General features: G+C 67.4%; 26 protein-coding genes and 1 pseudogene. 10 read left to right on the forward strand and 17 right to left on the reverse strand.

Features of this window, described 5'->3' with window-relative positions; genetic code table 11:
* Position 1: 1 nt before the first annotated feature.
* From flgJ to AB4059_RS09990, 10 genes are all read right to left on the reverse strand, one after another.
* Positions 2–928: a flagellar assembly peptidoglycan hydrolase FlgJ gene (gene flgJ, locus AB4059_RS09945; RefSeq protein ID WP_498978751.1), complete on the reverse strand. Its 927-nt coding sequence runs from the start codon at positions 926–928 to the stop codon at positions 2–4.
* A gap of 9 nt (positions 929–937) precedes the next feature.
* A complete protein-coding gene (locus AB4059_RS09950) occupies positions 938–2041 on the reverse strand; it encodes a flagellar basal body P-ring protein FlgI (protein WP_498978752.1) in 1104 nt (367 codons plus the stop codon).
* Between the two features lie 10 nt (positions 2042–2051).
* Positions 2052–2759 carry a flagellar basal body L-ring protein FlgH gene (flgH, locus tag AB4059_RS09955; protein WP_498978753.1) on the reverse strand — a complete coding sequence of 236 codons (708 nt, stop codon included), beginning with the start codon at positions 2757–2759 and terminating at the stop codon, positions 2052–2054.
* The gene (gene flgG, locus AB4059_RS09960; RefSeq protein ID WP_498978754.1) at positions 2756–3541 is read right to left on the reverse strand and encodes a flagellar basal-body rod protein FlgG; all 786 of its coding nucleotides are present in this window, start codon (positions 3539–3541) and stop codon (positions 2756–2758) included. Before flgG ends, flgH begins: the two co-directional genes overlap by 4 nt.
* A gap of 29 nt (positions 3542–3570) precedes the next feature.
* Entirely contained in the window at positions 3571–4320 is a 750-nt protein-coding gene (locus AB4059_RS09965) for a flagellar basal body rod protein FlgF (protein WP_498978755.1), read from the reverse strand.
* 5 nt (positions 4321–4325) lie between these two features.
* A complete protein-coding gene (gene flgE, locus AB4059_RS09970) occupies positions 4326–5546 on the reverse strand; it encodes a flagellar hook protein FlgE (RefSeq protein ID WP_498978756.1) in 1221 nt (406 codons plus the stop codon).
* A gap of 11 nt (positions 5547–5557) precedes the next feature.
* Positions 5558–6232, reverse strand: a complete 675-nt coding sequence (locus AB4059_RS09975; protein WP_498978757.1) for a flagellar hook assembly protein FlgD — start codon at positions 6230–6232, stop codon at positions 5558–5560.
* Between the two features lie 20 nt (positions 6233–6252).
* A complete protein-coding gene (flgC, locus tag AB4059_RS09980) occupies positions 6253–6660 on the reverse strand; it encodes a flagellar basal body rod protein FlgC (protein WP_498978758.1) in 408 nt (135 codons plus the stop codon).
* 9 nt (positions 6661–6669) lie between these two features.
* Positions 6670–7032: a flagellar basal body rod protein FlgB gene (gene flgB, locus AB4059_RS09985; RefSeq protein WP_498978759.1), complete on the reverse strand. Its 363-nt coding sequence runs from the start codon at positions 7030–7032 to the stop codon at positions 6670–6672.
* Positions 7033–7108: 76 nt separating this feature from the next.
* A complete protein-coding gene (locus tag AB4059_RS09990) occupies positions 7109–8029 on the reverse strand; it encodes a chemotaxis protein CheV (RefSeq protein ID WP_498978760.1) in 921 nt (306 codons plus the stop codon).
* A gap of 86 nt (positions 8030–8115) precedes the next feature.
* Here AB4059_RS09990 and AB4059_RS09995 point away from each other — a divergent pair, with 86 nt between their 5' ends.
* The 4 genes and pseudogenes from AB4059_RS09995 to AB4059_RS10010 all read left to right on the forward strand — a co-directional run.
* Complete coding sequence (locus tag AB4059_RS09995) at positions 8116–8646, forward strand: flagella basal body P-ring formation protein FlgA (RefSeq protein ID WP_498978761.1); 531 nt, start codon at positions 8116–8118, stop codon at positions 8644–8646.
* A gap of 91 nt (positions 8647–8737) precedes the next feature.
* Positions 8738–9052 (forward strand): flagellar biosynthesis anti-sigma factor FlgM, encoded by a 315-nt coding sequence (gene flgM / locus AB4059_RS10000; protein ID WP_498978762.1) that lies wholly within the window; start codon positions 8738–8740, stop codon positions 9050–9052.
* Positions 9053–9055: 3 nt separating this feature from the next.
* Positions 9056–9403 (forward strand): flagellar protein FlgN, encoded by a 348-nt coding sequence (locus AB4059_RS10005; RefSeq protein ID WP_498978763.1) that lies wholly within the window; start codon positions 9056–9058, stop codon positions 9401–9403.
* A 107-nt stretch (positions 9404–9510) separates the two neighbouring features.
* A pseudogene (locus tag AB4059_RS10010) lies at positions 9511–10362 on the forward strand (ATP-binding protein); the annotation flags it as partial.
* On the opposite strand, the gene AB4059_RS10015 reads toward AB4059_RS10010, so the two are convergent.
* Complete coding sequence (locus AB4059_RS10015) at positions 10363–12102, reverse strand: EAL domain-containing protein (RefSeq protein ID WP_498978764.1); 1740 nt, start codon at positions 12100–12102, stop codon at positions 10363–10365. It lies immediately after the preceding pseudogene.
* Positions 12103–12346: 244 nt separating this feature from the next.
* Here AB4059_RS10015 and AB4059_RS10020 point away from each other — a divergent pair, with 244 nt between their 5' ends.
* Entirely contained in the window at positions 12347–12607 is a 261-nt protein-coding gene (locus AB4059_RS10020) for a hypothetical protein (protein ID WP_498978765.1), read from the forward strand.
* A 14-nt stretch (positions 12608–12621) separates the two neighbouring features.
* Positions 12622–15582: an autotransporter outer membrane beta-barrel domain-containing protein gene (locus tag AB4059_RS10025; RefSeq protein WP_498978766.1), complete on the forward strand. Its 2961-nt coding sequence runs from the start codon at positions 12622–12624 to the stop codon at positions 15580–15582.
* 58 nt (positions 15583–15640) lie between these two features.
* Here AB4059_RS10025 and AB4059_RS10030 read toward each other — a convergent pair whose 3' ends face one another.
* Positions 15641–16006, reverse strand: a complete 366-nt coding sequence (locus AB4059_RS10030; RefSeq protein ID WP_498978767.1) for a MerR family transcriptional regulator — start codon at positions 16004–16006, stop codon at positions 15641–15643.
* A 200-nt stretch (positions 16007–16206) separates the two neighbouring features.
* Complete coding sequence (pdxR, locus tag AB4059_RS10035; RefSeq protein ID WP_498978768.1) at positions 16207–17664, reverse strand: MocR-like pyridoxine biosynthesis transcription factor PdxR; 1458 nt, start codon at positions 17662–17664, stop codon at positions 16207–16209.
* Between the two features lie 209 nt (positions 17665–17873).
* Here pdxR and AB4059_RS10040 point away from each other — a divergent pair, with 209 nt between their 5' ends.
* Positions 17874–20981, forward strand: a complete 3108-nt coding sequence (locus AB4059_RS10040) for a TonB-dependent receptor (protein ID WP_498978769.1) — start codon at positions 17874–17876, stop codon at positions 20979–20981.
* Positions 20982–21139: 158 nt separating this feature from the next.
* Here the strand turns inward: AB4059_RS10040 and AB4059_RS10045 are convergent, their stop codons facing one another.
* The 4 genes from AB4059_RS10045 to AB4059_RS10060 are packed head-to-tail and all read right to left on the reverse strand — an operon-like array spanning position 21140 to position 25105.
* Positions 21140–22024, reverse strand: coding sequence for a hypothetical protein (locus AB4059_RS10045; protein ID WP_498978770.1), 885 nt, complete (start codon positions 22022–22024; stop codon positions 21140–21142).
* A complete protein-coding gene (cueR, locus tag AB4059_RS10050) occupies positions 22021–22485 on the reverse strand; it encodes a Cu(I)-responsive transcriptional regulator (RefSeq protein ID WP_498978771.1) in 465 nt (154 codons plus the stop codon). Before cueR ends, AB4059_RS10045 begins: the two co-directional genes overlap by 4 nt.
* A gap of 11 nt (positions 22486–22496) precedes the next feature.
* The gene (locus AB4059_RS10055) at positions 22497–24704 is read right to left on the reverse strand and encodes a heavy metal translocating P-type ATPase (protein WP_498978772.1); all 2208 of its coding nucleotides are present in this window, start codon (positions 24702–24704) and stop codon (positions 22497–22499) included.
* A gap of 56 nt (positions 24705–24760) precedes the next feature.
* Positions 24761–25105, reverse strand: coding sequence for a MerR family transcriptional regulator (locus AB4059_RS10060; RefSeq protein WP_498978773.1), 345 nt, complete (start codon positions 25103–25105; stop codon positions 24761–24763).
* A 138-nt stretch (positions 25106–25243) separates the two neighbouring features.
* On the opposite strand from AB4059_RS10060, the gene AB4059_RS10065 reads away from it, so the two are divergent.
* From AB4059_RS10065 to AB4059_RS10075, 3 genes are read left to right on the forward strand one after another with little or no spacing between them, the layout of a single operon-like run.
* Positions 25244–25477: a heavy-metal-associated domain-containing protein gene (locus tag AB4059_RS10065; RefSeq protein WP_498978774.1), complete on the forward strand. Its 234-nt coding sequence runs from the start codon at positions 25244–25246 to the stop codon at positions 25475–25477.
* 25 nt (positions 25478–25502) lie between these two features.
* Positions 25503–25745 (forward strand): heavy-metal-associated domain-containing protein, encoded by a 243-nt coding sequence (locus AB4059_RS10070; RefSeq protein WP_498978775.1) that lies wholly within the window; start codon positions 25503–25505, stop codon positions 25743–25745.
* 15 nt (positions 25746–25760) lie between these two features.
* On the forward strand, positions 25761–26024 hold the full coding sequence (locus AB4059_RS10075; RefSeq protein ID WP_477916221.1) for an EF-hand domain-containing protein: 264 nt from the start codon (positions 25761–25763) through the stop codon (positions 26022–26024).
* The last annotated feature ends 28 nt before the right edge of the window (positions 26025–26052 follow it).

The following is a 26052-nucleotide window of genomic DNA, read 5'->3' on the forward strand; positions in this document are numbered from 1 at the left end:
GTCAGTTCAATCCGGCGAGTGCGCGGTTGAGGGTGTCGCCGTTCGCGATCGCGGTGACTTTCGCGGCATAGCCCGGGTCGGTCGCGTAGCCGGCTTGCTGCAGGGCCGCGGCGAAACGGTGCGTGTCCTCGCCGGTGCCGCGCGCGGCGGCGTAACGCGCGTTGCCCAGCAGGCGCGCGTAGTCGTCGAAGCTTTCGGCGGCCGAGCCGTAGGCACGGAAGTCGGCGTGCGTGTTTTCGCGCACGCCGTTGGTGTATTCGTGCGTCGATGCGCGCATGCGCTGGCCATTCCACCCGCCGCCGGCCTTGATGCCGAACAGGTTGTTGGACGTCGCGCCCTGCGTTTGCACCAGGCGGCGGCCCCAGCCGGTTTCCAGCGCGGCCTGCGCGACGAGCGCCTTCGCCGGCACGCCCAGTTCGGCCGCGGCCTTCTGCGCATGCGGCCAGACCGATCGGACGAAGGCTTCGGGGCTGCTGCAATCCAGCGGTGCATCGGGGTTGCAGGCCGGTGCGGTGGTCGGCGCGGAGAGCGGCATCGGAGCGATCGCCGGCATCGAGATGCCGGAGGTCGACGGCGTCAGCGGCAATCCGACGGGCGTCGTGGGAGCAAGCGTCGGCGCAGCGACAGGCGCGTGGGGCGATTGCGCGGCGCCCGTCGAACGTTCGAGCTGCCGCATGATCATCGGCGCGAGCCCGAGGCCGCGTCCCTTGGTGAGTTCGCGCGCGAGTTGCTGGTCGTGCATGTCGCGGTACGTGGTGTCTTCGCCGAGCAGCGAATCGCCCATCGAAGCGCTGCGCATCGACTTGATCAACATCTGCGCGAATTGCGTTTCCAGTTCGCGCGCGGCCTTTTCGATGCGCGCATGCGACGTGCCCGTCGACGGATCGGCGGGCGCGTTGAGGGGCAGGGAAGCGGAAGGCAGGCGCATGTCCGGTCCTCAGATCACCTCGAGCTCGGCGCGCAGCGCGCCGGCGCGCTTGAGCGCTTCGAGGATCGCGACGATGTCGCCCGGCGCAGCGCCGACGGCGTTGACCGCGCGCACGATCGATTCGAGCGACGTGCCGCCCTGGAACAGGAACATGCGGCCGCCGTCTTCGCGCACTTCGACGCTGGATTGCGGCGCGACGACGGTGACGCCGCTGCGGTTGCCATACCCTTCCGGCTGGCTGACCTGCACGGCTTCGACGATCGACACCGTCAAGGCGCCGTGCGACACCGCCGCCGGCAACACCGTGACCTGGCCGCCCATCACCACGGTGCCGGTGCGCGCGTTGACGATGACCTTGGCCGCGCCGATGCCCGGATCGATGTCGAGCGATTCCAGTTGCGCGAGGAAGGCGATGCGGTCGCCGGCCGGCGGCAGGATTTCGATGGTCACGCCATCCAGGGCCTTCGCGCGGCCCGGACCGAACGCGCGATCGACGGCCGCGACGATCCGCGCGGCGGTGGTGAAATCCGATTCGTGCAGGTTGAGCGTCACGGTGCCGTCCTGCGGACCACCCGCCACGGCGCGTTCGACGATCGCGCCGTTGGGAATGCTGCCGCCGTTGGGCGCGTTGACCGAAATCTTCGATCCATCGCGGCCGGCCGCACCGAAGCCGCCGACCATCAGCGTGCCTTGCGCGATGGCGTACACCTGTCCGTCGGCACCCCGCAGCGGCGCCATCAGCAGGCTGCCGCCGCGCAACGAACCGGCGTTGCCGATCGACGAGACGGAGACATCGATCGTCTGGCCCGGTTTGGCGTAGGCGGGCAGTTCGGCCTGGATCGCGACGGCGGCGACGTTCTTCAGCTGCGGATTCACGCCGGGCGGCAGCGTGACGCCGAGTTGATCGAGCATCGTCTTGAGGCTCTGCACGGTGAACGGCGTCTGGCTCGTGCGGTCGCCACTGCCGTCCAGACCCACGACCAGGCCATAGCCCACGAGCGGATTGCCGCGCACGCCGGCCACTTGCGCGAGCTCCTTGATGCGTTCGGCATGCGCGCTGCCGATGAAGGCGCACAGCAGCACGAATGCGGCGACGAAGCGGGCGCGTTGCATGCGGGCGTCCTCAGTACGGGAATGCGGCGGAGTTGAAGAAGCGGCCCAGCCAGCCCATCGCGTTGGAACGCGCGAGCGTGCCGTTGCCGCCGTAGACGATGCGGGCCTCGCCGATGCGATCGGATCCGATGCGGTTGTCGGGACCGATATCGGCCGTGCGCACGATTCCTTGAACCTGCACCAGCTCGTCGCCCTGGTTGAGCCGCAAACGCTTTTCGCCGGCCACGCGCAGGTGGCCGTTGCCGAGGTTTTCGACGACCGTGACCGTGATCGTGCCGGCGAGCTGGTTGCTCTGCGCGCTGTCGCCGTTGCCGGTGAAGTCGCGCGAGCCTTCGATCTCCGCCTGCAGGAGCGGCTGGCCGTTGTGCGTGATTTGTTGGCCGAAGATCGTGGGCGCGGCGAGGTTGACGCCCGCGGCCTTGGTCACCGCGGTCTTCGCGTTGGCCTTGGCGCGCGTGTTCTCGAGCAGCACGATGGTCAGCAGGTCGCCGACCTCGCGCGCCTTGTTGTCTTCGAACAGGCGCATGCGCCCGCCATCGGTGCCGGCGCCGGCGTAGATCGAGCCGGCATTCGCGCCCGAAGGCGGCTGCATCGCTTGCGGATGCACGGCGGGCGCGCCGGATTCGGGCGCGAAGGTGCGCGCGTCGCCGACCAGGCTCGCGCAACCGGACAGGGACAGCATCGCGACGGCGACCAGGAGCGATTTCATCGGCGTCACAGGTTGTTGTTGAGGTAGCCGAGCATCGAGTCGACGGTGGAGATCGCCTTCGCGTTGGTTTCGTACGCGCGCTGGGTTTCGATCATCGACACCAGCTCTTCCACGACGTTGACGTTGGAGCCTTCCAGCGCGCCCTGCGCGAGCACGCCGACGCCGCCCTGGCCGGGCGCGCCGCTCTGCGCGGGGCCGCTGGCACTGGTTTCGACGTAGAGGTTTTCGCCCTTGGCCTGCAGGCCGGCGGGATTGACGAAGTCGGCCAGCGTCAGCGCGCCGACCTGCACGGCCTGCGCCTGCCCGGCGATCTGCACGCTCACCGTGCCGTCGGCGCCGATGGTCACGCTTTGCGTGCCTTCGGGGAATTGCAGGCCGGGCTGGATCGGATAACCGGAGTTGGTGACCAGCTCGCCCTGCGAATTGATCTGGAAGCTGCCGTCGCGCGTGTACGCGGTGCTCCCGTCGGGCATCAGCACTTCGAAGAAACCGCGGCCGTTGATCGCCACGTCCAGCGCGTTGCCGGTCTGGTTGAGTGCGCCCTGCGCGAACTGCTTGGCGGTGGCCGACACGCGCACGCCGGTGCCGGTCGACAGGCCGCTGGGCAACTGCGTCTGTTCGGAGGACTGGCCGCCGGGCTGGCGCACGGTCTGGTACAGCAGGTCCTCGAAGCTGGCGCGGTCGCGCTTGAAACCGGTGGTGCTGGTGTTGGCGAGATTGTTGGAGGTGACCGCCATGCGCGTCTGCTGCGCGTCGAGGCCGGTCTTGGCGATCCACAGAGCCTGGGTCATGGCGGATTACTCGGAAGGGTTTCGAAAGGTCAGCGCGAGGAGAGCAGGGAGTTGCCGGAGCGCGCGTTCTCGTCAGCGCTGTGCAAGACGCGTACCTGCATCTCGAATTGGCGCGCGAGTTCGATCATCGACACCAGCATCGCGGTGCCGTCGACGTTGCTGTTTTCGAGCACGCCGGTGGTGAGCACGTTGCCGGCCGCGGGTACCGGCGGCGTCGCGCCGGGTTTGGCGTGCATCAGTCCGTCGTCGCCGCGCACCAGGTCGCGGTCGTCGACCGCGACCACCTGGAGGCGTCCGGCCGCGGCCATCGTCGAGGCCGGCTGGCCCTGCGGCACGATCGACACCGTGCCGTCGCCACCGATGTGCAACGCATCGTTCGGCGGAATCGACATCGGGGCGCCGCCCTGGTCGAGCACCACCAGGCCGCTGCCCGTCACGAGTTGGCCGTTGGCGTTGATCTGCAGATCGCCGGCGCGCGTGTAGGCCACGCCGCCCGTGCGGTCCTGCACCGCGAGCCAGTGGCCGGGTTGCAGGGCGACGTCGAGCGCGTTGGCGGTCGTCGTCAACGCACCGGCGGCGCTGCTCACGCCCATCTCCTGTGCGGTGGTGGCCACGCGCGAAGGCAATCCCGCGCCCGCGATGGGCGCGGCGACGGTGCCGGCGAGCGTTGCACGGAACCCGACCGTGTCCGCGTTGGCGAGGTTGTGCGCGACGTTGCCCTGCGCGCGCAGCGTGGCGCTCGCACCGGTCATCGCCACATAGAGGGAACGGTCGGTCATCTGCGTCAGCGGATGTTGATGACCGTCTGCGTGATCTGATCCTGCGTCTGGATCATCTGCGCGTTCGCCTGGAAGTTGCGCTGCGCGGTGATCATGTTCACCAACTGCTCGGTGAGATCGACGTTGGACGCTTCGAGCGCGCCGCCCTGCACCAGGCCGAATTCCGACGTGCCCGCCGGGCCACGACGCGCCTGGCCGGATTCGTAGGTTTCCGCCCAACCGTTGTCGCCGAGCGGCTGCAGGCCCTGCGGATTGGCGAAGGTGGTCAGCGCGACCTGCCCCAGCGGGGTCGACACGCCATTGGTGTAACGCGCGTTGACGATGCCTTCGGGCGAGACTTCGATGCCGGTGAGGCGGCCGGTCGCATAACCGTCCTGCACGAGCGAGGAAACACCGAACGCGTTGCCGTACTGCGTGGACGTGCTCAGGTCGAGGTTCACGGCGATCGGCGCCGCGCCCGTGGTGGGCGTGTAGGCGGGCAACGTGATGCGGCCGGGCGAAGGCGAAGTCAGTGCACCGGTGTTCGCGTATTGCAGCGTCTGCGGCGTGCCGACGTCGGTGCCGTCGATCTGCGTCTGCACCTGCCATTCGTTCGGGTTGGCGGTCTTGATGAAATACATCGACTGCGTATGCGCCGCGCCGAGTGAGTCGTACACGGTCAGCGACGTGGTGTGCGTGTACGTGTCCGGGTCGTTCGCGTCGAAAGGCGTGAGCGTGGGCGGCGTCGCGTTGGCGGGCAGGTTGGTGCCGACCTCGACTTCACCCGTGGCGCGCGGCGCCGAATCGCCGACCGCCAGTTGCAAGTCGCCCATGCGGCCGGTGTCGAAGCCGTTGCCGCCGGCGTTGGGCAGGAACACCTGCAGGCGCTGGCCGGCGGGGTTCACCACGTAGCCGTCGCGATCGGTGCCGAAGTTGCCGGCGCGCGAATACACCGTCGCGCCACCGGCCGACAGCGTGAAGAAACCTTCGCCCGACAAGGCCAGGTCCAGCGAGCGGCCGGTGAAGTCGACGTTGCCCTGGCCGAATTGCTGCGCGACCTTTTCCAGTCGCACGCCCGCGCCGATCGCATTGCGCGACAGGCCCGCCGCCGACGCGGCGAAGACGTCGCCGAATTCGGCGCGCGACTGCTTGAAGCCGGTCGTGTTGGAGTTGGCGATGTTATTCGAAGTGACGTTGAGGTCGGCCGAAGCCGCGTTCATGCCGCTGAGCGAAATGCGGAAACTCATGTCGTGCTCCCTTAGCCGATGCGGCGGATCGACGACAGCGGATGGCTGCCGAGGCCCGCGAGATTGAGGACGAGGCCGTCGGCCCCGATCGAAACGCTGTCCACCTTCGCCGCGACGTTGACCGTCAGCGCTTCGGCGGTGCTGCCGCTGCCCGCGGTGGCCTTGATCGTGTAGCGGCCCTTGCCCGCCGCCTGGCCGGCGTCGTTGAGGCCGTCCCAGTGGAAGGCCGTCGTGCCCGCGGCGGCGGCATCGACCGTCATCGTGCGCACGCGTGCGCCGGAGGCATCGACGATCTCGAAAGTGATGCGGCCGGCCGACGGCGCGTCGACTTCGCCGTCGACGCCCTTGCCGGCATCGACGTCGAGCGTGGAGGCTTCGACGAGCGCGTCGTGCCCGACGAGCGAGGCGGCGCGCAGTGCCTGGTCGGATTCCATGACGCTGGCGACCGCATCCATCGCGTTCTGCATCTTGTCGATGCCCTGCACGGTGGAGAACTGCGCGAGCTGGCCGAGGAATTGCGAGTTGTCGAGCGGCTTGAGCGGATCCTGGTTCTTCAGCTGCTCGGTCATCAGGCGCAGGAAGTCGGCCTGGCCGAGCGATGTGTTGCGCTGCGACTGCGGCACGTTGAGGCCGAGCGCGCTGTACGCATCGCTGTTGTTGTAGTTGTTGGTGTTGATCGTGGTCATCGGGTGTCGTTCCTTGCGCGTCAGCGGCCGAGGTTGAGGGTGGCCATCGCCAGTTCCTTGGCGCTGTTGAACACCTCGACGTTGGCCTGGTAGCTGCGCGAGGCGGAAATCAGATCGACCATCTGCGCGACCGGATCGACGTCGGGCGCGTACACGTAGCCCTGCGCGTCGGCGAGGGGATGGCCCGGTTCGTAGCGCTTGATCGGCGCGGCGGTGCTTTCGGTGACCTGCGTGACCTGCACGCCCGCCAGCGCGGGATCGCCCGCGACGGGCGTGGCCTGGAACACCGGCAACTTCGCGTGGAAGACCGCCTCGGGCGTGCCGGCGATGGAGTCGGCGTTGGCGAGGTTGGAGGCGACCGTGCTCAGTCGCACCGACTGGGCGTTCATCGCCGAACCGGCGACATCGAAGATCGGAAGGTTGCTCATGCGCGTGCCTTATTGGCCGGTGATCGCGGTCAGCATCGAGCGGACGCGCGATTCGATGAAGGACAGCGAGGCGCGGTATTCGAGCGTCGCCTGGGCGAAGGTGGCCTTCTCGCGATCGCCGTCGACGGTGTTGCCATCGAGGCTGGGTTGCGTGGCCGGGCGCAGGTAGCGCGCGCCGGCGGCGGCCTGGCCCACGGCATCGCCGGCGGCGGTCGCGGCGGGATCGAGCGCTGCGTTCAGCGCGCCCGTGAAGTCGAGGTCCTGCGCCTGGTAATGGGGCGTGTCGGCGTTGGCGATGTTGGCGGCGAGCAACTGCAGGCGCCGTTCGCGCAACTCCAGTGCCGTGCCGTGGATGCCAAGGAAGTCGGACATGGGCCCCTCCGGGAGCGGAATTCCTCCCGGATCAGGCAAGGCGCGTGCCAGCGCGCGGATTTGCCGGGGGAAACCGTCAGCCGGCGGCGGTCACGCGCGCGGCCACGCGTTGCGCGAGCTCGCGCTCGGAGTACTTGGGCACGAAGTCGTCGGCGCCCACGCGTTCGACCATGGCCTGGTTGAACACCCCCGACAGCGAGGTGTGCAGCAGCACGAACAGGCCGCGCAGCGCGGGGTCGCGACGGATTTCCGTCGTCAGCGTGTAGCCATCCATCGCGGGCATCTCGATGTCGGAGATGACCATCGCGTAGCGCTCGTGCGGGACCTGGCCGGCCTGCGCGAGTTGCTGGAGGTGGTCGAGCGCCTGGCGGCCGTCGGAGAGCAGGGTCGCCTCGAGCCCGAGCTGCTGCAGCACCGCGCGGATCTGGTTGCGCGCCACGCGCGAGTCGTCGACCACCAGCACTTCGCGCGGGCCGCGGCCGGCGGGGATCGCCGCCAGCATTCCCGCATCGCCGGCGCGCGGCGAGGACTCGGCCAACACGCTCTCCACGTCGATCAACTGGATCAGCTCGCCCTGGTGGCGCGTCACGCCGGTGAGGTAGCGGCATTCGCCGCCCAGTTCCGGCGTCGGCTGGATCTGGCCGACCGCGACGTTGACGATGCGGTCCACGCCACCGACGAGGAAGCCCTGCACCGAGCGATTGAATTCGGTGACCACCAGGTAGGTCGGGTCGAAGTCGGACTGCACCGGGTGGTTGATCGCGCGCGCCAGGTCGAGCACCGGCACGCTGCGGCCGCGCACGTCGGCCGCGCCCACGAAGGCCGGCGGCAACGAGGGCAGGGTGAACAGGGGCGGGCGCAGCAGCACTTCCTGCACCTTGAAGACGTTCACGCCAAAAAGCTGACGCGAGGCGAGCCGGAACAACAGCAGGGCCAGCCGGTTGTGTCCGGCCAGGCGGGTGCGTTGGTCGATGCGGTCGAGAAGGTCCTGGCTCATGCCCCGCGTTGTCGGCGCGAATGCGCGTTCCTTGAATGGCGGCGTCGGGCACGCGGCTTGCACGCTTCCCGCATCGATTCCGCCCGATGCGCCCTGCCGTGCTCGCACACCGCCCATTTCGATTCGCCGTCGCCGTGCTGCTCGTTGCCTCCGCAGCGCGCGTGCCCGCGGCGACGCCCGACGTGCAATCGCTCGACGCCATCCGCGCCGCGGCGATCCAGGCACTGGGCGGCAACGCCCGGCCGGCCGACGCCTTGCTCGATTCGGCCTTGCGCCTGGCGCCCTGCACGCAAGCGCTCAAGGCCGCCGCCACCGGGCCGAGAACGGTGCAGGTGCGGTGCGAGGACACCCCGGGTTGGCAGATCTATGTGCACGTGCGCATGCCGCGCGAGGCCATGCCGAACCCTGTACTCGCGTCGGAGCCCCAGTTCGCGCCGCTGCGGCGCGGCGACCCCGTCGTGATCCTCGCGCGCACCGAAGGCATCGAAGTGCGCATGGACGGCCGCGCGCTGGGCCCGGCCCAGGCCGGCGGCCGCGTGGTGGTCGAGAACACCGCCTCGCATCGCGTCCTGCGTGGGCGCGTGGTCGCCGATGGCGTGGTGGAGGTCGTGCCTTGATCACGGATCGACAGGACCGCCGCCGGGGGCGTTCAAGTTTCCGGACGGCCCGCCGTTACAGTGCCCGAACGAGTCATTTCTGGAGCGTCCCATGACCCACAAGATCGACGGCGGACTGCCGGTCGCCCGCGCCCCGGGCGCCACCGTCACCTCAGTCACCGCGCGCGCCGGCGCCAAGCGCCCGGACGCCGTGGGTGCTACGCCGCAAGCCGACAGCGTGCGGCTCACCGACGAAGCCGCGGGTCTGCAGGCGCTCGGCCGCCAACTGGGCACCGGATCGGCGGGCATCGACATGCAGCGCGTGGAAGCCGCGCGTGCGGCGATCGCCGACGGCAGCTATCGCATCGACGCGCAGACCATCGCCTCGAAGATGCTCGAACTCGACAAGCAGCTGGCAGGCAAGTAAGGGATGCGCGTCGCCGACGAGGCCCGCGATGCCCTCGACGCGCTCGAACAGGCGCTCGCCGCCGAGCGTCGCGCGTTGCTCGACAATGATGCCGAGGCGCTGCTGATCTCGACCGCGGAGAAGGTGGCGGCCTTGCGCCGCGCCGAAGCGCTGCAGCCCGACGCCGGCATCGCCGGGCGCGTGGCCGCGCTGCGGGACGCCAACCATGCCAATGGCGTGTTGCTCTCCCGTCGCCGTCGTGAAGTGGCCTGGGCCCTGCGCCATCTCGGCCGTATCGAGTCGACGCCCGTCTACACCGCCACCGGCCAGGCCAGCGCGCGCCCGCAGGCGCGGCCCCTGGGCGTGGGCTGAGGACGCCACGGTCTGATCGGACCAGGCCGCCCGTGCCGTCGCGCCGCCTCCAACGTCGCAGCCCTACACTGGCGCTCCGACTCCGCGCGCGCCACGTCACCATGCCCAGGCACGACGAACTCCGGGAAACCTACCGCCAGCTTGCGAGCACGCAGGCGCAATTGCTGCAGTCCGACCGCATGGCCTCGATCGGCCAGCTCGCCGCCGGCGTCGCGCACGAGATCAACAATCCCATCGGTTACGTGCACTCCAACATCGGCACGTTGCAGGAATACATGGGCGCGTTGCTGGCGCTGATCGAATGCCAGGAGACCGCACTGGCCGCGGAGGATCCGCTCGCGCACCGCGACGCCGTGCGCGCCAAGCGCGAGCGGCTCGACATCGAATTCATCATCGGCGACCTGCCCAAGCTGCTGTCCGAATCGCGCGAAGGCATCGAACGCGTCACCAAGATCGTGCAGGACCTCAAGGACTTCTCGCGCAGCAGCGGCAGCGATGAACCCATGCGTCCCTCCGACCTGCACCGCGGCCTGGAATCCACGCTCAACATCGTGTGGAACGAGTTGAAGTACCGGATCCAGCTGGAGAAGCACTACGGCGACATGCCGCCGGTGGAATGCCACGCTTCGGAGATCAACCAGATCCTGATGACCCTGCTCATCAATGCCGGCCAGGCGATCGAGCACCGCGGCACCATCGTCATCGCCACCGGCAGCGAGAACGGCGAAGCATGGATCAGCATCGCCGACACCGGCTCGGGCATCGCGCCCGATGTGCTGCCGCGCATCTTCGAACCGTTCTTCACCACCAAGCCCGTCGGCCGCGGCACGGGCCTGGGGTTGGCGGTCGCCTACAACATCGCGCAGAAGCACCACGGTCGCATCGAAGTGAACAGCACGCCCGGCGTGGGCAGCATCTTCCGCCTGGTGCTGCCGGTCACCCAGCCCGCGGGCGAGTGATCAGAACTCTTCCTGCACGTCCTGCGCTTCCGAGGCGCGGAACGCATCGCGGATGTGTTCGCGCAATTCCTCGTCGTTCCAGGGCTTGGTGAGGAAGCGGTAGATCGCGCCGCGGTTGATCGCGTCGGTGACGGTCGCAAGGTCGGTATAGCCGGAGAGCACCATGCGCACCGTGTCGGGATACAGGTCGCGCACGCGGCCGAGGAATTCGGTGCCGGTCATTTCCGGCATGCGCTGGTCGGACACGATGACCTGCACGCGATTGCTGGCCAGCAGGTCGAAGGCGTCGCGCACGCTGTTGGCGGTCAGCAGGCGATAGCCGTCGCGGCGGAACAGGCGCACCAGCGAGCGCAGCACGTTGTCTTCGTCGTCGAGCAACAGCAGCGTCCGCTCCGGACGCATCGCGGCGAAGGCTTCGGGCAGCAACACGCGCTTGCGCAGCACCTCGTCGAGTTCGTCGGCGGGGCGCGGCGAACAGAACAGGTGGCCCTGGAAGAAGTCGCACTGGTTGCGGCGCAGGAAGTTGAGTTCGGCTTCGGTTTCCACGCCCTTGGCCGTGACCGTCATGCCGAGTCGATGGCCCACCGCGAGGATGCCGCGCACGATCGCCGCGGTGCGCGGATCGCTCGCGGCCTCGTGGATGAAGCTGCGATCGATCTTGAGCCGGTCGATGGGATGGTGCGCCAGCGCGCCCAGCGCGAGCCGGCCCATGCCGAAGTCGTGCACGGTCAGCAGCGCGCCCAGGCCGCGCAGGCCCATGAGGTTGTCGTGCACCACGCGCGTGTCGAGCGACAGCGCGCTTTCGGAGATCTCGAACTGCATGGACGCTGCAGGGATGCCGCAGCGCTGCAACTGCTCGCCGATCAAATCGATGCAGTCGCGCCGCAACAGCATCGTGTTGGCCAGGTGCACCGACATGTTGAGCCAGTCGAAGCCCTTCTCGCGCCACTGCGCCAGTTGCCGCGTCGCGCGCTCCACCACCCACCAGCCCAGCCGCGAGGCCAAGCCCGAGGCTTCCACGATTTCGAAGAAGTGGTTGGGCCGCAACAGCCCGTACTCGCTGTTGCGCCAGCGCAGCAGCACGCTGACCGCATCGATGCTGCCGTCGTGCGCGTTCACCGTGGGCTGGTGGAACAACAGGAACTCGTCGTTCTCGATACCCTTGAGGATGCTGCGCGAGGCCGCGGCGTCCTGGTCGGCGGCGCCGCGATCGGGCAGGGCCGACAGCCCGGTGCCGCTGCGCCCGGCATCGCGCCGGGCCTTGCGCACCGCGACCTCGGCGCGCGCCAGCAGGGCGGCGGCGTCTTCGGCGTGGTCGGGATACACCGCGATCCCGATCGACAGCGTCACGCGCACGCTGTGCGGCGGCACCGACAGCGGCGCGTCGAAGGCATCACGCAGGCGATCGGCCAGGACCATGCCGTCGGGTTCGTCGCGGCGGTAGCCGATGGCCGCGATGAATTCGTCGCTGCCCAGCCGCCACAACCAGCCCCCGTTCGGCATCGTCTTCTGCAGGCGCTGCGCGACCGCCGCCAGCACCTGGTCGCCCACGGCCTCGCCGTATTGGCGGTTGATGGTGCCCAGGCGATCGACGTCGATGTGCAGCAGCGCGATGCGCCGGCCGGTCGCGCCCGCGGCGGCCAGGCCCGCGGTCAGGCTCGGCCCGCCCGCGCCCAGCCGATACAGCTGGGTGGTCGGGTCGACACCGATGCCGTTGCGGGGGTCGTTGCGGGCGTGCATCGACGCGGGGGGAAAACGGTGGGGCATGCCCCGAGGGGTATACGTCCGAACGCGCCCGATGTCCAAGCATGCGCATCGGAAAGGGGCAATGCGTCATGATGTGAAGGCATCGAGCCCGTGCGGGTCGGTGCACCTCCCCCGAATCGACCCGTTACAAAGCCCAGCCCCCCTGCGTGACCGGATAGAGTGGTCTCGGCAGCCGATTCGAGGCCTCTAACTTTGCAATCAATTGCAAAAGGGGCCGATGGCGGCGACCGCTTCGCCGGCGGCAAGCGATGCGGGCGTGCCCAATCTGCGCCAAGTTGCGGCCCGCGAGACGTCGGTCATGCGGAAGCCGACGTTCGCGCTGCCGCCCATGATCGCGAGCCGCCACCCTCGATTTCTCGATCATTGGAACGGGGAGCCGTCGCGCTCCGAGTTCGTAAAACTTCTATCCGAAGCCCTTACGTTTGGCACGGTTGACCTTGCACCAAGTGCAAGCGGCAGCTTCCGCGATCCCCTGTGATCCGGAGTGGCTTCGTGAAGCAGTTCGATGTGCGTCCTTCCCCTGTCTTGCGTCGCAAGCGCCTGTCCCTCGCGCTGCTGATTGCATGCGGCGGTGTTTCCTTTTCGGCCGCGGCCGCCGATGAATGCGGCGCGGCAACGACCGGTCAGGTCGTGTGCACGCCAACCGGCCCGGGCCCCGTACCGCAGGTGCATTACCAGGGCGTCACCGATTTCGAGCTGCTGCTGAAGCAGGGCTTCAACGTCGACGGCAACGCACTGCCGGAAGGCGACACGGCCGTGGTCGTCTACGGATCGGGCGCACTCTCGCTCACCGCGGAAGACGGCACGGTCATCCGTGCACACGACGCGTGGCCCGCCGTCGACATCGTGTCGATGGATGGCCCGGTGGATGTGCACGTCGACCAGGTGTTCGGTGGCAACGTCGGGATCGCGGCGCTCGGCGCGGGCGATGTCAGCGTCTGGGCCAACCATGTTGAAGGCGTCGTGGCTGTCGAGGCGATCAGCACCGGGGGCGATGTCACCGTAGACGTCGCGAGCGTCGCCGGCGGTGCGTTCGGTGCGGGCGTGTCGGCCATGTCCGAACAGGGCAACGTCACCATCCTCGCAGGTGAAACCATCGCCACCGGCGATTTCACCACCGGCCTCTACGCCTCTTCGCACAACGGCTCGACGTCCATCGAGGCGGGTTTTATCCGCGCCGAAGGCATTGGTGCGACGGCGATCTTCGCGGAGTCGTGGGAGAACGGTGACGTCCTCGTCGATGTCGGAACGGCGGTGGCGCTCGGCGATGGCGGCATCGGCATCCTCGCCGGCGCTGGCTTGGGTGATGTGGCGATCCGTTCCGATTGGGTCAGCACATCGGGCAATGGCGGCGTCGGGATCGGCGCATTCGCGTTCAACGGCGATGTCACGCTCGACACCGGCGGCGTCGGCACCGACGGCGACAATGCACGGGGCATCGACATCAGTGCGCTCGGCACCGTCACCGTGGACAACGACTCTGTCTTCACCATGGGCGTCGGATCCGATGCGATCAGCATCGAGAACGTTGGCGAAGTCCTGCTCCATTCGCAGCGCCTGACCACGTACGGCAACCAGTCCTACGGCCTGCGCGTGCTTACCGGCGCCGAAGTGATGCTGGACATCGACGAGATCACGACCTACGGCGAAGGCTCGGCCGCGCTGTTCGTGGGCAACGACACCGGCGACATCGCCGCTCGCGTGGGTCGCGTCCATACGTGGGCGACGACGGGCGACTGGTTCGCGATCGGGCTGAGTTCGAACACTGGCGACGTTGCGCTGCTGATCGAAGAGGAGGCGCGCGCTGAGTCTGGTGTGGCCATCACGACGTCTTCGATGCAAGGCGGGGCGGCGATCGCGGTCGCCGAAGGCGCGACGGTGTACGGGCAGGCGATCGCGATTGATTCGGCGACCGCCACGGGCACGCGCATTGACATCGCCGGCACCATCGAAAGCGGCACGGGCCCGGTGATCAAGGTCGCGGGCAACGAGTGGGGTGTTGGCGCGGCCGATGTCCGCATCGCCTCGACGGGGACGGTACGCGGCCACGTGCAGTTGTCCGGCGGCGACGATGTCGTCGCAAACGCCGGTGCATTCCGCAGCGCAGGTACCAACGTGTTCGGCGAAGGCAACGACCGCTTCGCCAACATGGGGCGGGTGGAGCTGCTCGAGGGTGCGACGTCGATGGCATTCGAGGGGCTGGAGCGTTTCGAGAATTCCGGCCGCGTGTCGCTGGCCAATGGCCACGTCGGCGACGTGCTCACGATCGACGGTACCTTGCATGGCGCGTCGGGCGGCACGCTCGCCGTGGATCTCGACGTCGTCGGACGCGCAGCGGACGTGATCGAAGTCGGTGCGTTGTCCGGCACGAATGCGCTTGAGCTGGACCTCGTCGGCCGCGGTTCGCTGCTCGGCATGAACGGCATCCGCGTGCTGTCTTCCGGAGGTGCGCAGACGGGCCAGGAACTCGTGCTCGCCGACAACAGCCGCAATCGCGGCTTCATCGGTTTCAAGGTCGCCTACGACGGCGTCGACAGCTGGATGCTCGAGACCGACCTCGCCGACGGGGCGTATCTCGCAGGCGCCGTGCCCTCCGGCGTGCGCGACCTGTGGCGGCAGGGTGCGCAGTCGGTGTCGAGCCACCTCACGGCCACGCACGACCAAACCGATGCGAACGGCGTCTGGTTCCAGGTCACCGGCGGCGATCTGGAGGGCACGTCGAATCTCTCGCACGCCCTAGGTTCGCGCGAATTGGAATGGCAGGGCGACCACAACGGCGCGCAGATCGGCGCGGAGATGACGATCGGCCAATGGCGCGCCGGCCTCACCGGCGGCTACGACAAGGCGGAGATGGACCTCGGCGGCGTCGAGAAGACCAAGCTCGACTCCATCAACGCCGGCCTTTACGCCCGCTGGTCGAACGCGGGCTGGTTCACCAACGCGATGCTGCGCGCCGACCGCATCGACGTGGACAGCGACTGGTCGTCGATCGGCCTGGTCGACACCGGCGATGGGAGCGCCGTGGGCCTGGACATCGAGGGCGGTCACCGCTTCTCGCTTTCGCGCATGTACATCGAGCCGTACCTGCGCGGCGCGTGGATCGACGTATCGCTGCCGGACCAGCATGGCAACGCGGGCAACGTGCACTGGGACGACAGCGCGGTGGCGACTGGCGAGGTGGGCCTGCGCCTGGGCATGGCCGAAGGGTGGAACGGCGTGCGCCCGTATGCGTCGATGTCGATGGCGCGCGAATTCGGCGGCAAGGATGCGACGGTGTTCGATGTCGGCACCGACCGCGTGCGCGTCACCGACGAGGGGGACCGCAGCTTTGGTCGTTTCGCCGGCGGCGTGGAATGGACGATCGGCCGCGTCGACCTGTATGGGGAAGTGGAAGCGCGCGTTGGGGACATGGAAGGGGTCAGCGGGCGCCTGGGCGCACGCGTTAGGTTCTGAGCGTCACGACGCCCCGATGGCGGGTTGCAGGGGACTTGGTCCCCTGCGGCCTGTCGGCTCACGCTTCCGCGCGCGCCTCCATCCATCGCCGCAGATGGCGTTGCATGCGCTCGATTCGCTTTCGTTCGCCTTCGAGCTGGTCGAGATGCGAACGCAGGAGTGCGTGCAGGCAAACGCGCGCGCCGTCATGGCCCAGGGCCTTGGCGATCTGCGCCAGCGACAGGCCGGCGCGACGCGCACGCCGGACCATGCGCGCACGCTGCACGTCTTCGTGCGCGTATTGGCGGTAACCGCTGGACGTACGCGAGGGCTTCGGCAGCAGGCCGCGTTTTTCGTACAGGCGCAGCGCGGCCGCGCTGACGCCGACGCGGCGGGCGGCTTCACCGATGTCGACGAATTGTTCGGTGGGTGGGAGAAAAACCACGGGGGAAGTTCTTTCTGCGCTTGAATGATCAACGCGCCTGGAAACGCGCGCAGGACAGCGAACGCCCTCCTCCATGTCGTCAGTCATCCCGACTTCCGGAGCGCGCCGCGCAGGTCACTGCACGACACTCTGGACACGCAGCCGTCCGCGCGGAAGGTCCAGTCGACCGCCGTTCGCAGGGTCCAGGTGCGGTCGACCGCTCAGTCCACCAACGCCACCTGCGTCTGCTCGAGTGCATCGAGGCACTCCACGAAAATCGGGACCGCATCGCGGATGTCGTGCAGCGACACGGCCGCGAACTTGAACAACAACCCTGCGCGGTCCGGCGGATCGATGTATTCCGGGTCCACCGGCGCGATCCCGAGGCCGCGCTTCTGTGCAAGGTCGCGGAACACCTTGCCTTCCGCGCGCGAGCGACCCCGGAGCCACACCAGCAAGTGCATGCCCGCGTGCGAATCGGCGATCTCGATGCGATCGCCGGCCTTGCGGCGAAGCCCGTCGATCAGTGCGTGGCGTCGCGCCTCCAGCGCCTCGCTGCTGCGAAGCATGTGCCGGTCGAAGCCGCCATCGGTGATGAAGTTCGCCAACGCGACCTGTTCGATCGCCGGCGAGCCGAAATCGTGGAGCCATTTGGCCGCGACGAAGTCGCGCCGCAGTTGCGGCGGCATGACCACGTAACCCAGCCGCAGTGCCGGGAACATGGATTTCGAAAACGTCCCGACGTAGATGACGCGATTGCCGTGGTCGAGCGAACGCAATGGCGCCAGCGCCGGCGTGCCATACCGAAACTCGCCGTCATAGTCGTCCTCGAATATCCAGCAACCATGGCGCGCGGCGTAGGCCAGTAGCCTCCGGCGCCGTGCCATCGACATGATCGCGCCGCTGGGGAACTGGTGCGAGGGGGTGACGCAGACCATGCGTGGCGGGGATTCGGGCAAAAGATCGCTGCGGATTCCTTCCGAATCCACCGGCACGCCGACGATCCGCGCACCGTGCGCCTGCAACACCTGGCGAATGGCGAAGTACTGCGGCTCCTCGATCGCCACTTCCTCGTCTTCGTCGATCAACACGCGTGCGGCAAGCGAAATTGCCTGCTGCGTGCCGCCGACGACCAGCACATCGTCGGGCGTCGCGACGACGCCTCGACGACGCATCAGCAGTTCGCAGATCGCCTCGCGCAGGACCGGAACGCCTTGCGCATGCGCATTGACCGGAGAGGTGTAGGCAGCGGCGCGGGCGAGCGCCCTGCTCCACGCCGTCGTCAGCACGGGGTTCGTCGAGGGCATGCTGACGTCGAAGCTGTACCTGACGTCCGGGATGCGGTGGCTGGGAAGCAGGTCGTGATCGTGGTAGCGGCGCGCGCGGCGCGCGTAACGCGACTGCGGTTCGAGATCGCCTGTCGGAACGGCCGCAGGCCGCGCGCAACGCGTTGCGCCTTCGGCGACGAACACGCCGGACGCGGCGCGCATCTCGATGACCCCTTCGAGGCGCAGTTGCTCGTATGCAGCAACGACCGTGTTGCGCGAGATGCGCAGTTCGTGTGCGAGCTGGCGCGACGACGGCAGGCGCGTGCCGGCGACCGAGCCGTTCAGGCTCGAACGCAGGGCGCGGGCCAATTGCGCATGGAGCGGCCCCTCTCCGTCCAATTCCAGGTGCATCGACACTCCATTCGAACCGCGCGGTTCTCGATTTTTACGTAAAGCATGTCGCCTGCAGGCCATTGCGCATCTGGACCCTGCGACTGCGCACTCACTGGCGCTACTTCCCCGCGTCCAACGGAAATAGTTTTGTTTTCGTTACGCGGGGCGTGGACCCACCTCGATCGTGACGCAACGCAACCAATCGCACACACGGGGAGTTCCATTCCATGAAGTCACGCAGTCGCGCCGAAGCGCCGCCATCGATGCTCCGACGCAGCACGCTCGCACTCGCACTCGGCCTTTGTTTCGCAGGCGGCGTGCACGCACAAACCAACACATCGGGCGCCATCTCCGGCCAGGCCGGAGCCGGCGACACCATCACCCTCGTCAATCCTTCGACCGGGTTCTCGCGCACGATCACCGCCGGCGCGGACGGCAACTATCGCTTCTCGGCGCTCCCGACCGGCCGATACTCGGTCAGCCGCAATGGCGAGGCGACACGTTCGGTCACCGTCAACGTCGGCACCGCGACCAGCGTGGACTTCATCGAAACGCTCAACGCCGTCGAAGTCGTCGGCGGCTCCATCAATCCCATCGACGTCTCGTCGGTCGAATCGACCACCGTGCTGACGGCGGAACAGATCGCGAAGATCCCGGTTGCGCGCAACGCCACCGACGTCGCCCTGCTTGCGCCCGGCACGGTGCGGGGCGATACCGCCTATGGGAACCTGGCATCGTTCGGCGGTTCCTCCGTCGCGGAAAACGCGTACTACGTCAACGGCTTCAACATCACCAACACGTTCAACAACCTCAACTTCGCGCAGATCCCCTTCGAGGGCATCGCCGAACAACAGGTCAAGACCGGTGGCTACGGTGCCGAGTTCGGGCGCTCCACCGGTGGCGTGATCAACATGATCACCCGACGCGGCACGAATGACTTCAAGGCCGGCGGCAACCTGTACTGGACGCCGGGCGCATTGCGCGGCTCGGACCCGAACGTTTTCTCGAATGGCGGCCAACCGCCAACGGGCAGCGTCGTGCCGTCGCAAATGATCGCGAACAATTCGAAAGACGACCTGGGCACGCAGCTCACCGCGAACGTCTGGGCAGGCGGTGCGCTGTGGAAGGACAAGGTGTTCGGATACGCGCTCGTGTCGTACAACCAGCTCACCGGACAGTCGGTGTATCCGACCGCGACGAGCGGCAACCCGAGCTACGACCAGGAAGACAAGTCGCCCAACTGGCTGGCCAAGCTCGACTGGAACATCAACGACAGCAACCTGCTCGAGCTCACCGCATTCTCCGACAGCACGAAGACCGAACAGGACTTCTACCGCACCGGCCAGACGTCGTTGGGCAACAATCTGTACAACGCCAATGCCGCGCTTGAGCGCCAGTCCTATCTTGGGCGGGTGTACGACGAACGCGGCGGCACCAGCTACGTCGCGCGTTACACCGGCTACCTCACCGATGCATTCACGCTCTCCGCGCTTTACGGCCACGGCGAGCAGAGCCGATCGAACTACGCCATCGCCGCCAACGGCATCCGCGCCGAATACGGCGGCGACTTGAACACGCCGGCCACCGGTTGCCCGATCATCACCGACAGCCGGACGAACCTGGACAACACGAACGGTGCACGCATCGATGGCTGCAGCTTCGTCGGGACACTGGGTCGCCCCGATGCGAAGGACACGCGCGACCAGTACCGCATCGACGCCGAATGGCAGGCCGGCGACCACTTGCTGCGCTTCGGCTTCGAACGCGACGATTTCGAAAGCATCGCCGGCCAGTCGTACGAAGGCGGCGCGTCGTACGTGTATCTCAACGATGAAGATTTCCAGTACGTCCGCCTTCGACGGTTCGTGAATGGCGCGACCGTAGGCGTGCTGTCCGATGCGTTCTACCTGGAAGACACCTGGAACGTCACCAACAACTTCCTGCTGTACGCAGGCGTTCGTTGGGACAAGTTCGAGAACACGAACGGCCTGGGTGAGAAATATGTTTCGATCGACGACCAACTGGGGCCGCGCCTCGGCTTGTCGTGGGACGTCTTCGGCGACTCGTCGTTCAAGGTCTTCGCCAATGCCGGTCGTTACGCACTGCCCTTGACCGCCACGGTTGCGGTGCGTGGCGCCAGTGCTTCGTTGTATTCGCAGCAATTCTTCACCTACACCGGCGTGGATCCGACGACAGGCGCGCCGACGGGACTGGATCCGATCTCGGAGGTGAGTTACCTCAACAACGAGTTCGGCACGCCCAAGAACCCGAACGCGGTGACCTCCGGCGACCTCAAGCCGATGTACCAGGACGAATACATCCTCGGCTTCCAGAAGCAACTCACCGACGATATCTCGCTCGGCGTACGCGGCATCTATCGTGACCTCAGCAGTGGGATCGACGACACGTGCGACTGGCGCCCGGTACGCGCCTGGGCGTTGCGCAACGGCTTCGTGGAAGGCGCGGATGGCCCGTTCATCACCACGGCCGACAAGGAGAGCGCCAACCAGTTGGCGTTCCTGAATCCCGGATTCGCGGGCTGCCGCCTGTACAACCCGGGTCGCGCCGCGACGTTCCAGATGGACGTCAATGGCGATGGCGTGTTCGAGAACGTCGCGCTGACGGCCGACGAACTTGGCCAGAAGGCACGTCGCACCTACAAGGCGCTCGAGTTCTTCGCCGAAGGCCACTGGGACGATTTCTTCCTGCAGGGCTCCTACACGTGGGCCAAGAGCCAGGGCAACTCCGAGGGCGGCGTGAACTCGAACCTCGCCCAGGCCGACACCGGAACCACGGTGGACTTCGACTACCCCGAACTGATGTACGGCTCGTACGGCTACCTGCCGAACGATCGCCGTCATTCACTGAAACTGTTCGGCAACTACGAAGTCAACGAACAGTGGTCGATCGGCGCGAACCTGCTCGTGCAGTCGGGCCGTCCGGTGAGCTGCATCGGCGTTTACGGCGACGACCCGACCGGCTACCAGAACAACTACTACTCCTGCAGCCCATCGGCCGGCATTGTCACGACGAGCCCGGGCACTGGCGGCCCGGTCCGCGACAACGGACAGACGCTGGTGCCGCGCGGCACGTACGCCCGCACGCCATGGACCCGAACGCTCGACCTCAACGTTGCCTGGCGCCCCACGTTCGCCGACGGCAAGCTCACGCTGAAGGCCGACGTGTTCAACGTGTTCAACGAACACGGCGCGACGGCGATGAACGAGTTCGCCGAGAATTCCGCGGGCTCGCCGCGCTACCACCTGGCGTTCAACACACCGACGGCCTACCAGGCGCCGCGCTCGGTCCGGCTGATGCTGCAGTACGACTGGTAAGTCCCAGCCGACGAGTCGTCCGACAGAAGGCGGCCATGTGATGGACCCCCCCACCCGCAGCGGAAGCCACCGCTGCGGGGCTTTTTGGGTTGCGGGGCTTTTTCGACAGGTTCGCGGTGCCACGACCGGCCAGGTCGTATGCACGCCGACGGGCCCTCCTATGGCGTGGTCGTTGCTTCCGGGTCGGCCGTCGCGGCGATCCACAATGCGCCCGTCCCCAGGTCGAACGTCACGACCTTGTCGCGCAGGAACGGCATGCCGAGATTTCCGTCGATGATCATGTCGGGTGTGAATGCATTGCCCTTTGCGCGCATGTCCGCGGATACGGAGAAATCCGCCTGCTGCGGGCCCTCGTTGTCGGGATCCAGACCCAAGAATTTGGCGTAAGGCTTTGCGATGAGCAGCGTGCCGCCGTTTCCGGTGTCCAGTTCCATCCAGACCGGTCCATTTGGCGACGGCACGCCGACAGACATCGCTAGCGCGCGGCCTTGCAACTCGCGCGAGAGTAGGCCAGGCAATTTCGTGGAATGGGCGACGCGTTCCTTCAGGCTCGCGGGCGATTCGATCAACAGACGCTGGCCCGGAAAGTCGATCGTGATGGCGCGTCCGGCGAAGAGGTCGAGCGCGATCGAGCCCGCGACCGGCGCGGCGCCTTCGGGCAAGAACTTCGTCACGTCGAGCAACGCGGCGGTCGGCAATTCGAAGGTCGTGTCGCCGAGGGTGATGTGCACGTCGTCGCAGTGTGGCGTATCGACCCGATCGCCCATCATTCGGTGCCCGACGAGGCGGCCCCACGACTTGCAACCGACCTTCGCGGCGTAATCCGGCGAGAGCAGCGTGATGCCGCCCGCGGTGTCGAACAGGAACAGCCCCGGCACGCCTGCAACGCTTCCGCGCAACGCGATGGTCTTGCGATACGGCTCCAGGTGGAACTCGGCCTCCGGCTTCGATGAGGCCTGCGCGCTTTCGAGTGTCGCGGCTGTCGAATGTCCGGGAACCAGACATGACCCGAGCAACAGGGTGATCAACAGGCGTCGCGTCACGTTTCGTCTCCTTGGGCGTGCGGACTGGAAAGGTCGTCGAGGATCGGGCAGTCAGGACGCGCGTCGCCATGGCAGCGCCGCGCGAGATCCTCCAGGGTGCGCTGCATTCCCTGCATCTCCGCGATCCTCTCCGCGAGCGCGCTTGCATGCGCGTGCGCGAGCTTCTTCACGTCGGCGCTCGCCCGCGCGCGGTCGTCCCACAGGCCGAGCAGGTTGGCGATTTCCTTCATCGAGAAGCCCAGCGTGCGTGCGCGCTTGATAAAGCGGATGCGGTGCAGGTCGTTGTCGGTGTAGATGCGGTAGCCGGCGAAGGTGCGGCCCGCCTCCGGAATCAGGTCGATGCTCTCGTAGTGCCGGATCATCTTCGCGCTGACTCCGGTCAGGGAGGCAGCCTCGCCGATATTGTGGAAGCCTTGCGACTTGGCGTCGGCAAGTTCCGGACGTGGGGTTTTATGGGGCATGGAGAGGGTCCTCATGGCGACGGCGACCAGCGGCGCAGCAACAGGGTATTCGACACGACGCTAACCGACGAGAAGGCCATCGCGGCGCTGGCGATCACCGGGTCGAGCAGCCCCATCGCGGCGAGCGGAAGGCCGACGACGTTGTAGCCGAAGGCCCAGAACAAGTTCTGGTGGATCTTGCGGGTGGTGCGGCGCGAGATCTCGATGGCGGCCGCGACAAGTCCCGGATCGGCTCGCATCAGCGTGATGCCGGCCGCCTGCATGGCGACGTCGGTGCCGCTGCCCATCGCGATGCCGACGTCGGCGGCCGCTAGGGCGGGCGCGTCGTTGATCCCGTCGCCGACCATGGCGACGTGGCCTTCTTCCTGCAATGCACGGACCACGTCGGCCTTCTCACCCGGCAGCACCTCGGCGCGCACTTCGTCGATTCCGAGTGCGCGCGCCACCGTTTCCGCCGCACCGCGGTTATCGCCCGAGATCATCACGGTGCGCAGGCCCATGGCCTGCAGGCGCGCGATCGCATCCCTCGCACCTTTGCGTGGTTGGTCGCGGAACGCGAGCAGGCCGAGCAGGTGTGGCGTGCTGTTCGTGTTTTCGGCGAGCCACGAGACGGTCTGGCCAGCACCGGTGGCGAGTGCCGCGTGGTCGCGCAGCATCGCAACATCAACGCCCTCCTCGCGCATCAGCAACGCACTGCCAAGGAACAACGCGCGTCCTTCGATCGTGCCGCGAACGCCGCGGCCAGGAATGGCCTGCACGTCGCAGGCCACGGGAACGGCGCCGTCATGCGCGGCAAGCACTGCCTTCGCCAACGGATGTTCGCTGCCGGCCTGCAATGCCGCCGCCATTCGGAGCAGGGCACGCGCGTCGCCGTCGACGGCGATGCGCTCGGCGAGCACGGGGCGTCCTTCGGTGAGGGTGCCGGTCTTATCGAAGGCCACGATGTCGACATGCTTCGCGCGTTCCAGCGCTTCGGCGTCCTTGATCAACACGCCCGCGCGTGCGGCGACGCCCGTGCCCGCCATGATTGCCGTCGGCGTGGCGACGCCGAGTGCACACGGACATGCGATCACCAGGACGGCGACCGCATGCAGGAGGGCGGCACTCCAGTCGTCGGTAGCGAAGCCCCACCCAACGAGCGTCACAAGTGCGATCGCGACGACCACCGGCACGAACACCGCGCTCACGCGATCCACGATCTGCTGGATCGGCGCCTTGCGACCCTGCGCATCCTCGACCATGCGGATGATGCGAGACAGCAGGCTTTCCGCGCCGACCGCCGTCGCCCGCACGAGGATGCGGCCTTCGCCGTTCATGGCGCCGCCGGTTACGCGATCGCCCGGCTGCTTCGCGATCGGCATCGACTCGCCGGTAACCAGGGACTCGTCGGCGTGCGTGCGGCCTTCGAGGAGTTCGCCATCGACAGGAATGCGCTCACCGGGACGCACGACGACAGCATCGCCGGACGCGACCGATTCGATCGGGACTTCGACTTCCACTCCGTCACGTACTACGCGCGCAACGCTGGGGCGCAGCGCCTGCAAGGAACGGATCGCGTCGGTAGTCTGCCGTTTCGCGCGCCCTTCCAGCCACTTACCCAGCAGGACGAGCGTGATGACCGCGGCGGAGGCTTCGAAGAACAGCGGCCACGCGCCGTGATGGTTGGGCGCGCGCAGGAGGTTGAACACGCTCAAACCGAAGCCCGCCGTCGTGCCTAGCGCGACGAGCAGATCCATGTTGCCGGTGCCCGCACGCACCGCCTTCCACGCGGCCTGGTAGAAGCGCGCGCCGAGGAGGAACTGCACAGGCACCGCCAATGCGAACTGCCACCAGCCCGGCAGCACCCAATGTTTGCCGAAGGGCATCGCCAGCATCGGGAGCACGAGCGGCAGCGACAGCAACGCGGCGAGCAGCAGGTGGCGCGTCTCGCGCGCCAGCTTCGGCGTGTCGGCATCCGCTTGTTCGACGGGAACTTTGGCATCCGCCTTCGCGCCATATCCGGCATCGATCACGGCCGCATGCAGCGCATCGTCCGCCACGTCCCCGGACACGCGCACCGAAGCGCGCTCGGTCGCGAGGTTGACGACGGCGTTGACCACGCCCGGCACCTTCTGCAGCGCGCGCTCGATGCGCATCACGCACGACGCGCAGGTCATTCCTTCGACGGCGAACTCGGCGGTGCGTTCGGGTGCATTCGGGGAAAGCGCAAGGGCGTTCATGTCGCGGTCTCGGAATGGGAACTACCCGAAGCTTCGGGCTTCCCATGATGGGAAGGTCAACGCCCGCCAAGCCATCGGGATAAATGCCGTCGCAACATGGCGTTGCACCGACTCTCGTGTTCGAGTCGCTCGAGGTGCCGCCGCAGCACCTGCACCACCCGCGCCTCATCTGCTGGTACGGCGAGCAACTGCGCGATCTGGCGCAACGACAGCCCCAGGCGGCGTGCGCTTCTGATGATCCGGATGCGTCGCAGATCGTCCTGCGAAAACTGGCGGTAGCCACCGGATGAGCGCGTGGTGGTCGGCAGCAGTCCCTTGCGTTCGTACAGGCGCAGCGCGGCGGTGCTGACGCCTAGCCGGCGCGCCGCTTCACCGATGTTGAGGGGATCGAATCGGGACATGTCGTGACCTTCCGCATTGCCACGGGGGGAAGGTCAACGCGGGCGGGAAATTCCCTCACGAATGCATGCCTTGACCTTCCCATCGGGGGAAGCCCGAACCTGCACGCCGTCGGCAATCGGCCGCACAGGAGAAGTCCCATGAAAATCATCGTCGAAGGAATGACCTGCGCGCATTGCGAACGGGCCATCACCAGGGCTATCCACGCACTGGATGCGGACGCGACCGTCGTTGTCGATGTCGCCGCCGGGATCGTGACCGTCGAGGGCGGCGTGGACGCCGGTCTAGCCACCGCCGCCATCGAGTCAGAGGGCTACCGGGTGGTGTCGATGCAGGACGCGCCGAAGGCTTGCTGCGGCACTTGCAACGCCTGAGCCAGGAGCAGACATGAAACTCCTGGTGGACGGCATTCGCTGCCGTGATTGCGTCGGCGCCATCATCGACGCGGTTCTCGGCATGGACGTGGGCGCACGCGTCAACGTCGATGCAGAAACGCGCCACGTCGTCGTCGCCGGCCGGATGTCGGTCGAGCAGGCGCGAAGCGCGATCGAGTCGCATGGCTTCCCGGTTGCTTCCATCGTCGACAGGACCCTTGAAGACGCAGTCTGGAAAGGCACGCGCCCCACCACCGAATACATCTGACCGTGAGGAATCCCGATGAAATTTCCCGAATGGATCATGTTCGTGGCGCTGATCGCGGCGACGGGCGATTGCCTGGCCAGCGAACCGCAGCACACGCACCCCGCGTCGCCGCCGTCGCAATCGGCCGATGCGTTCACGCGCTACGACGTCGACCGTAACGGCATGTTGTCGATGGCAGAACTGCGCAAGCACCCGATGGGTGCGCACGCCTCGATGGTGGACGCCGACCGCAATGGGGTCCTGGACAAGGTCGAATTCGCAGAGTTGGAACGGATGTGAAGCAAAGGCGGCCCGAAAAGCCAAGGCA

This window comes from Lysobacter sp. 2RAF19 (assembly GCF_052115395.1).
GTDB lineage: Bacteria > Pseudomonadota > Gammaproteobacteria > Xanthomonadales > Xanthomonadaceae > Noviluteimonas.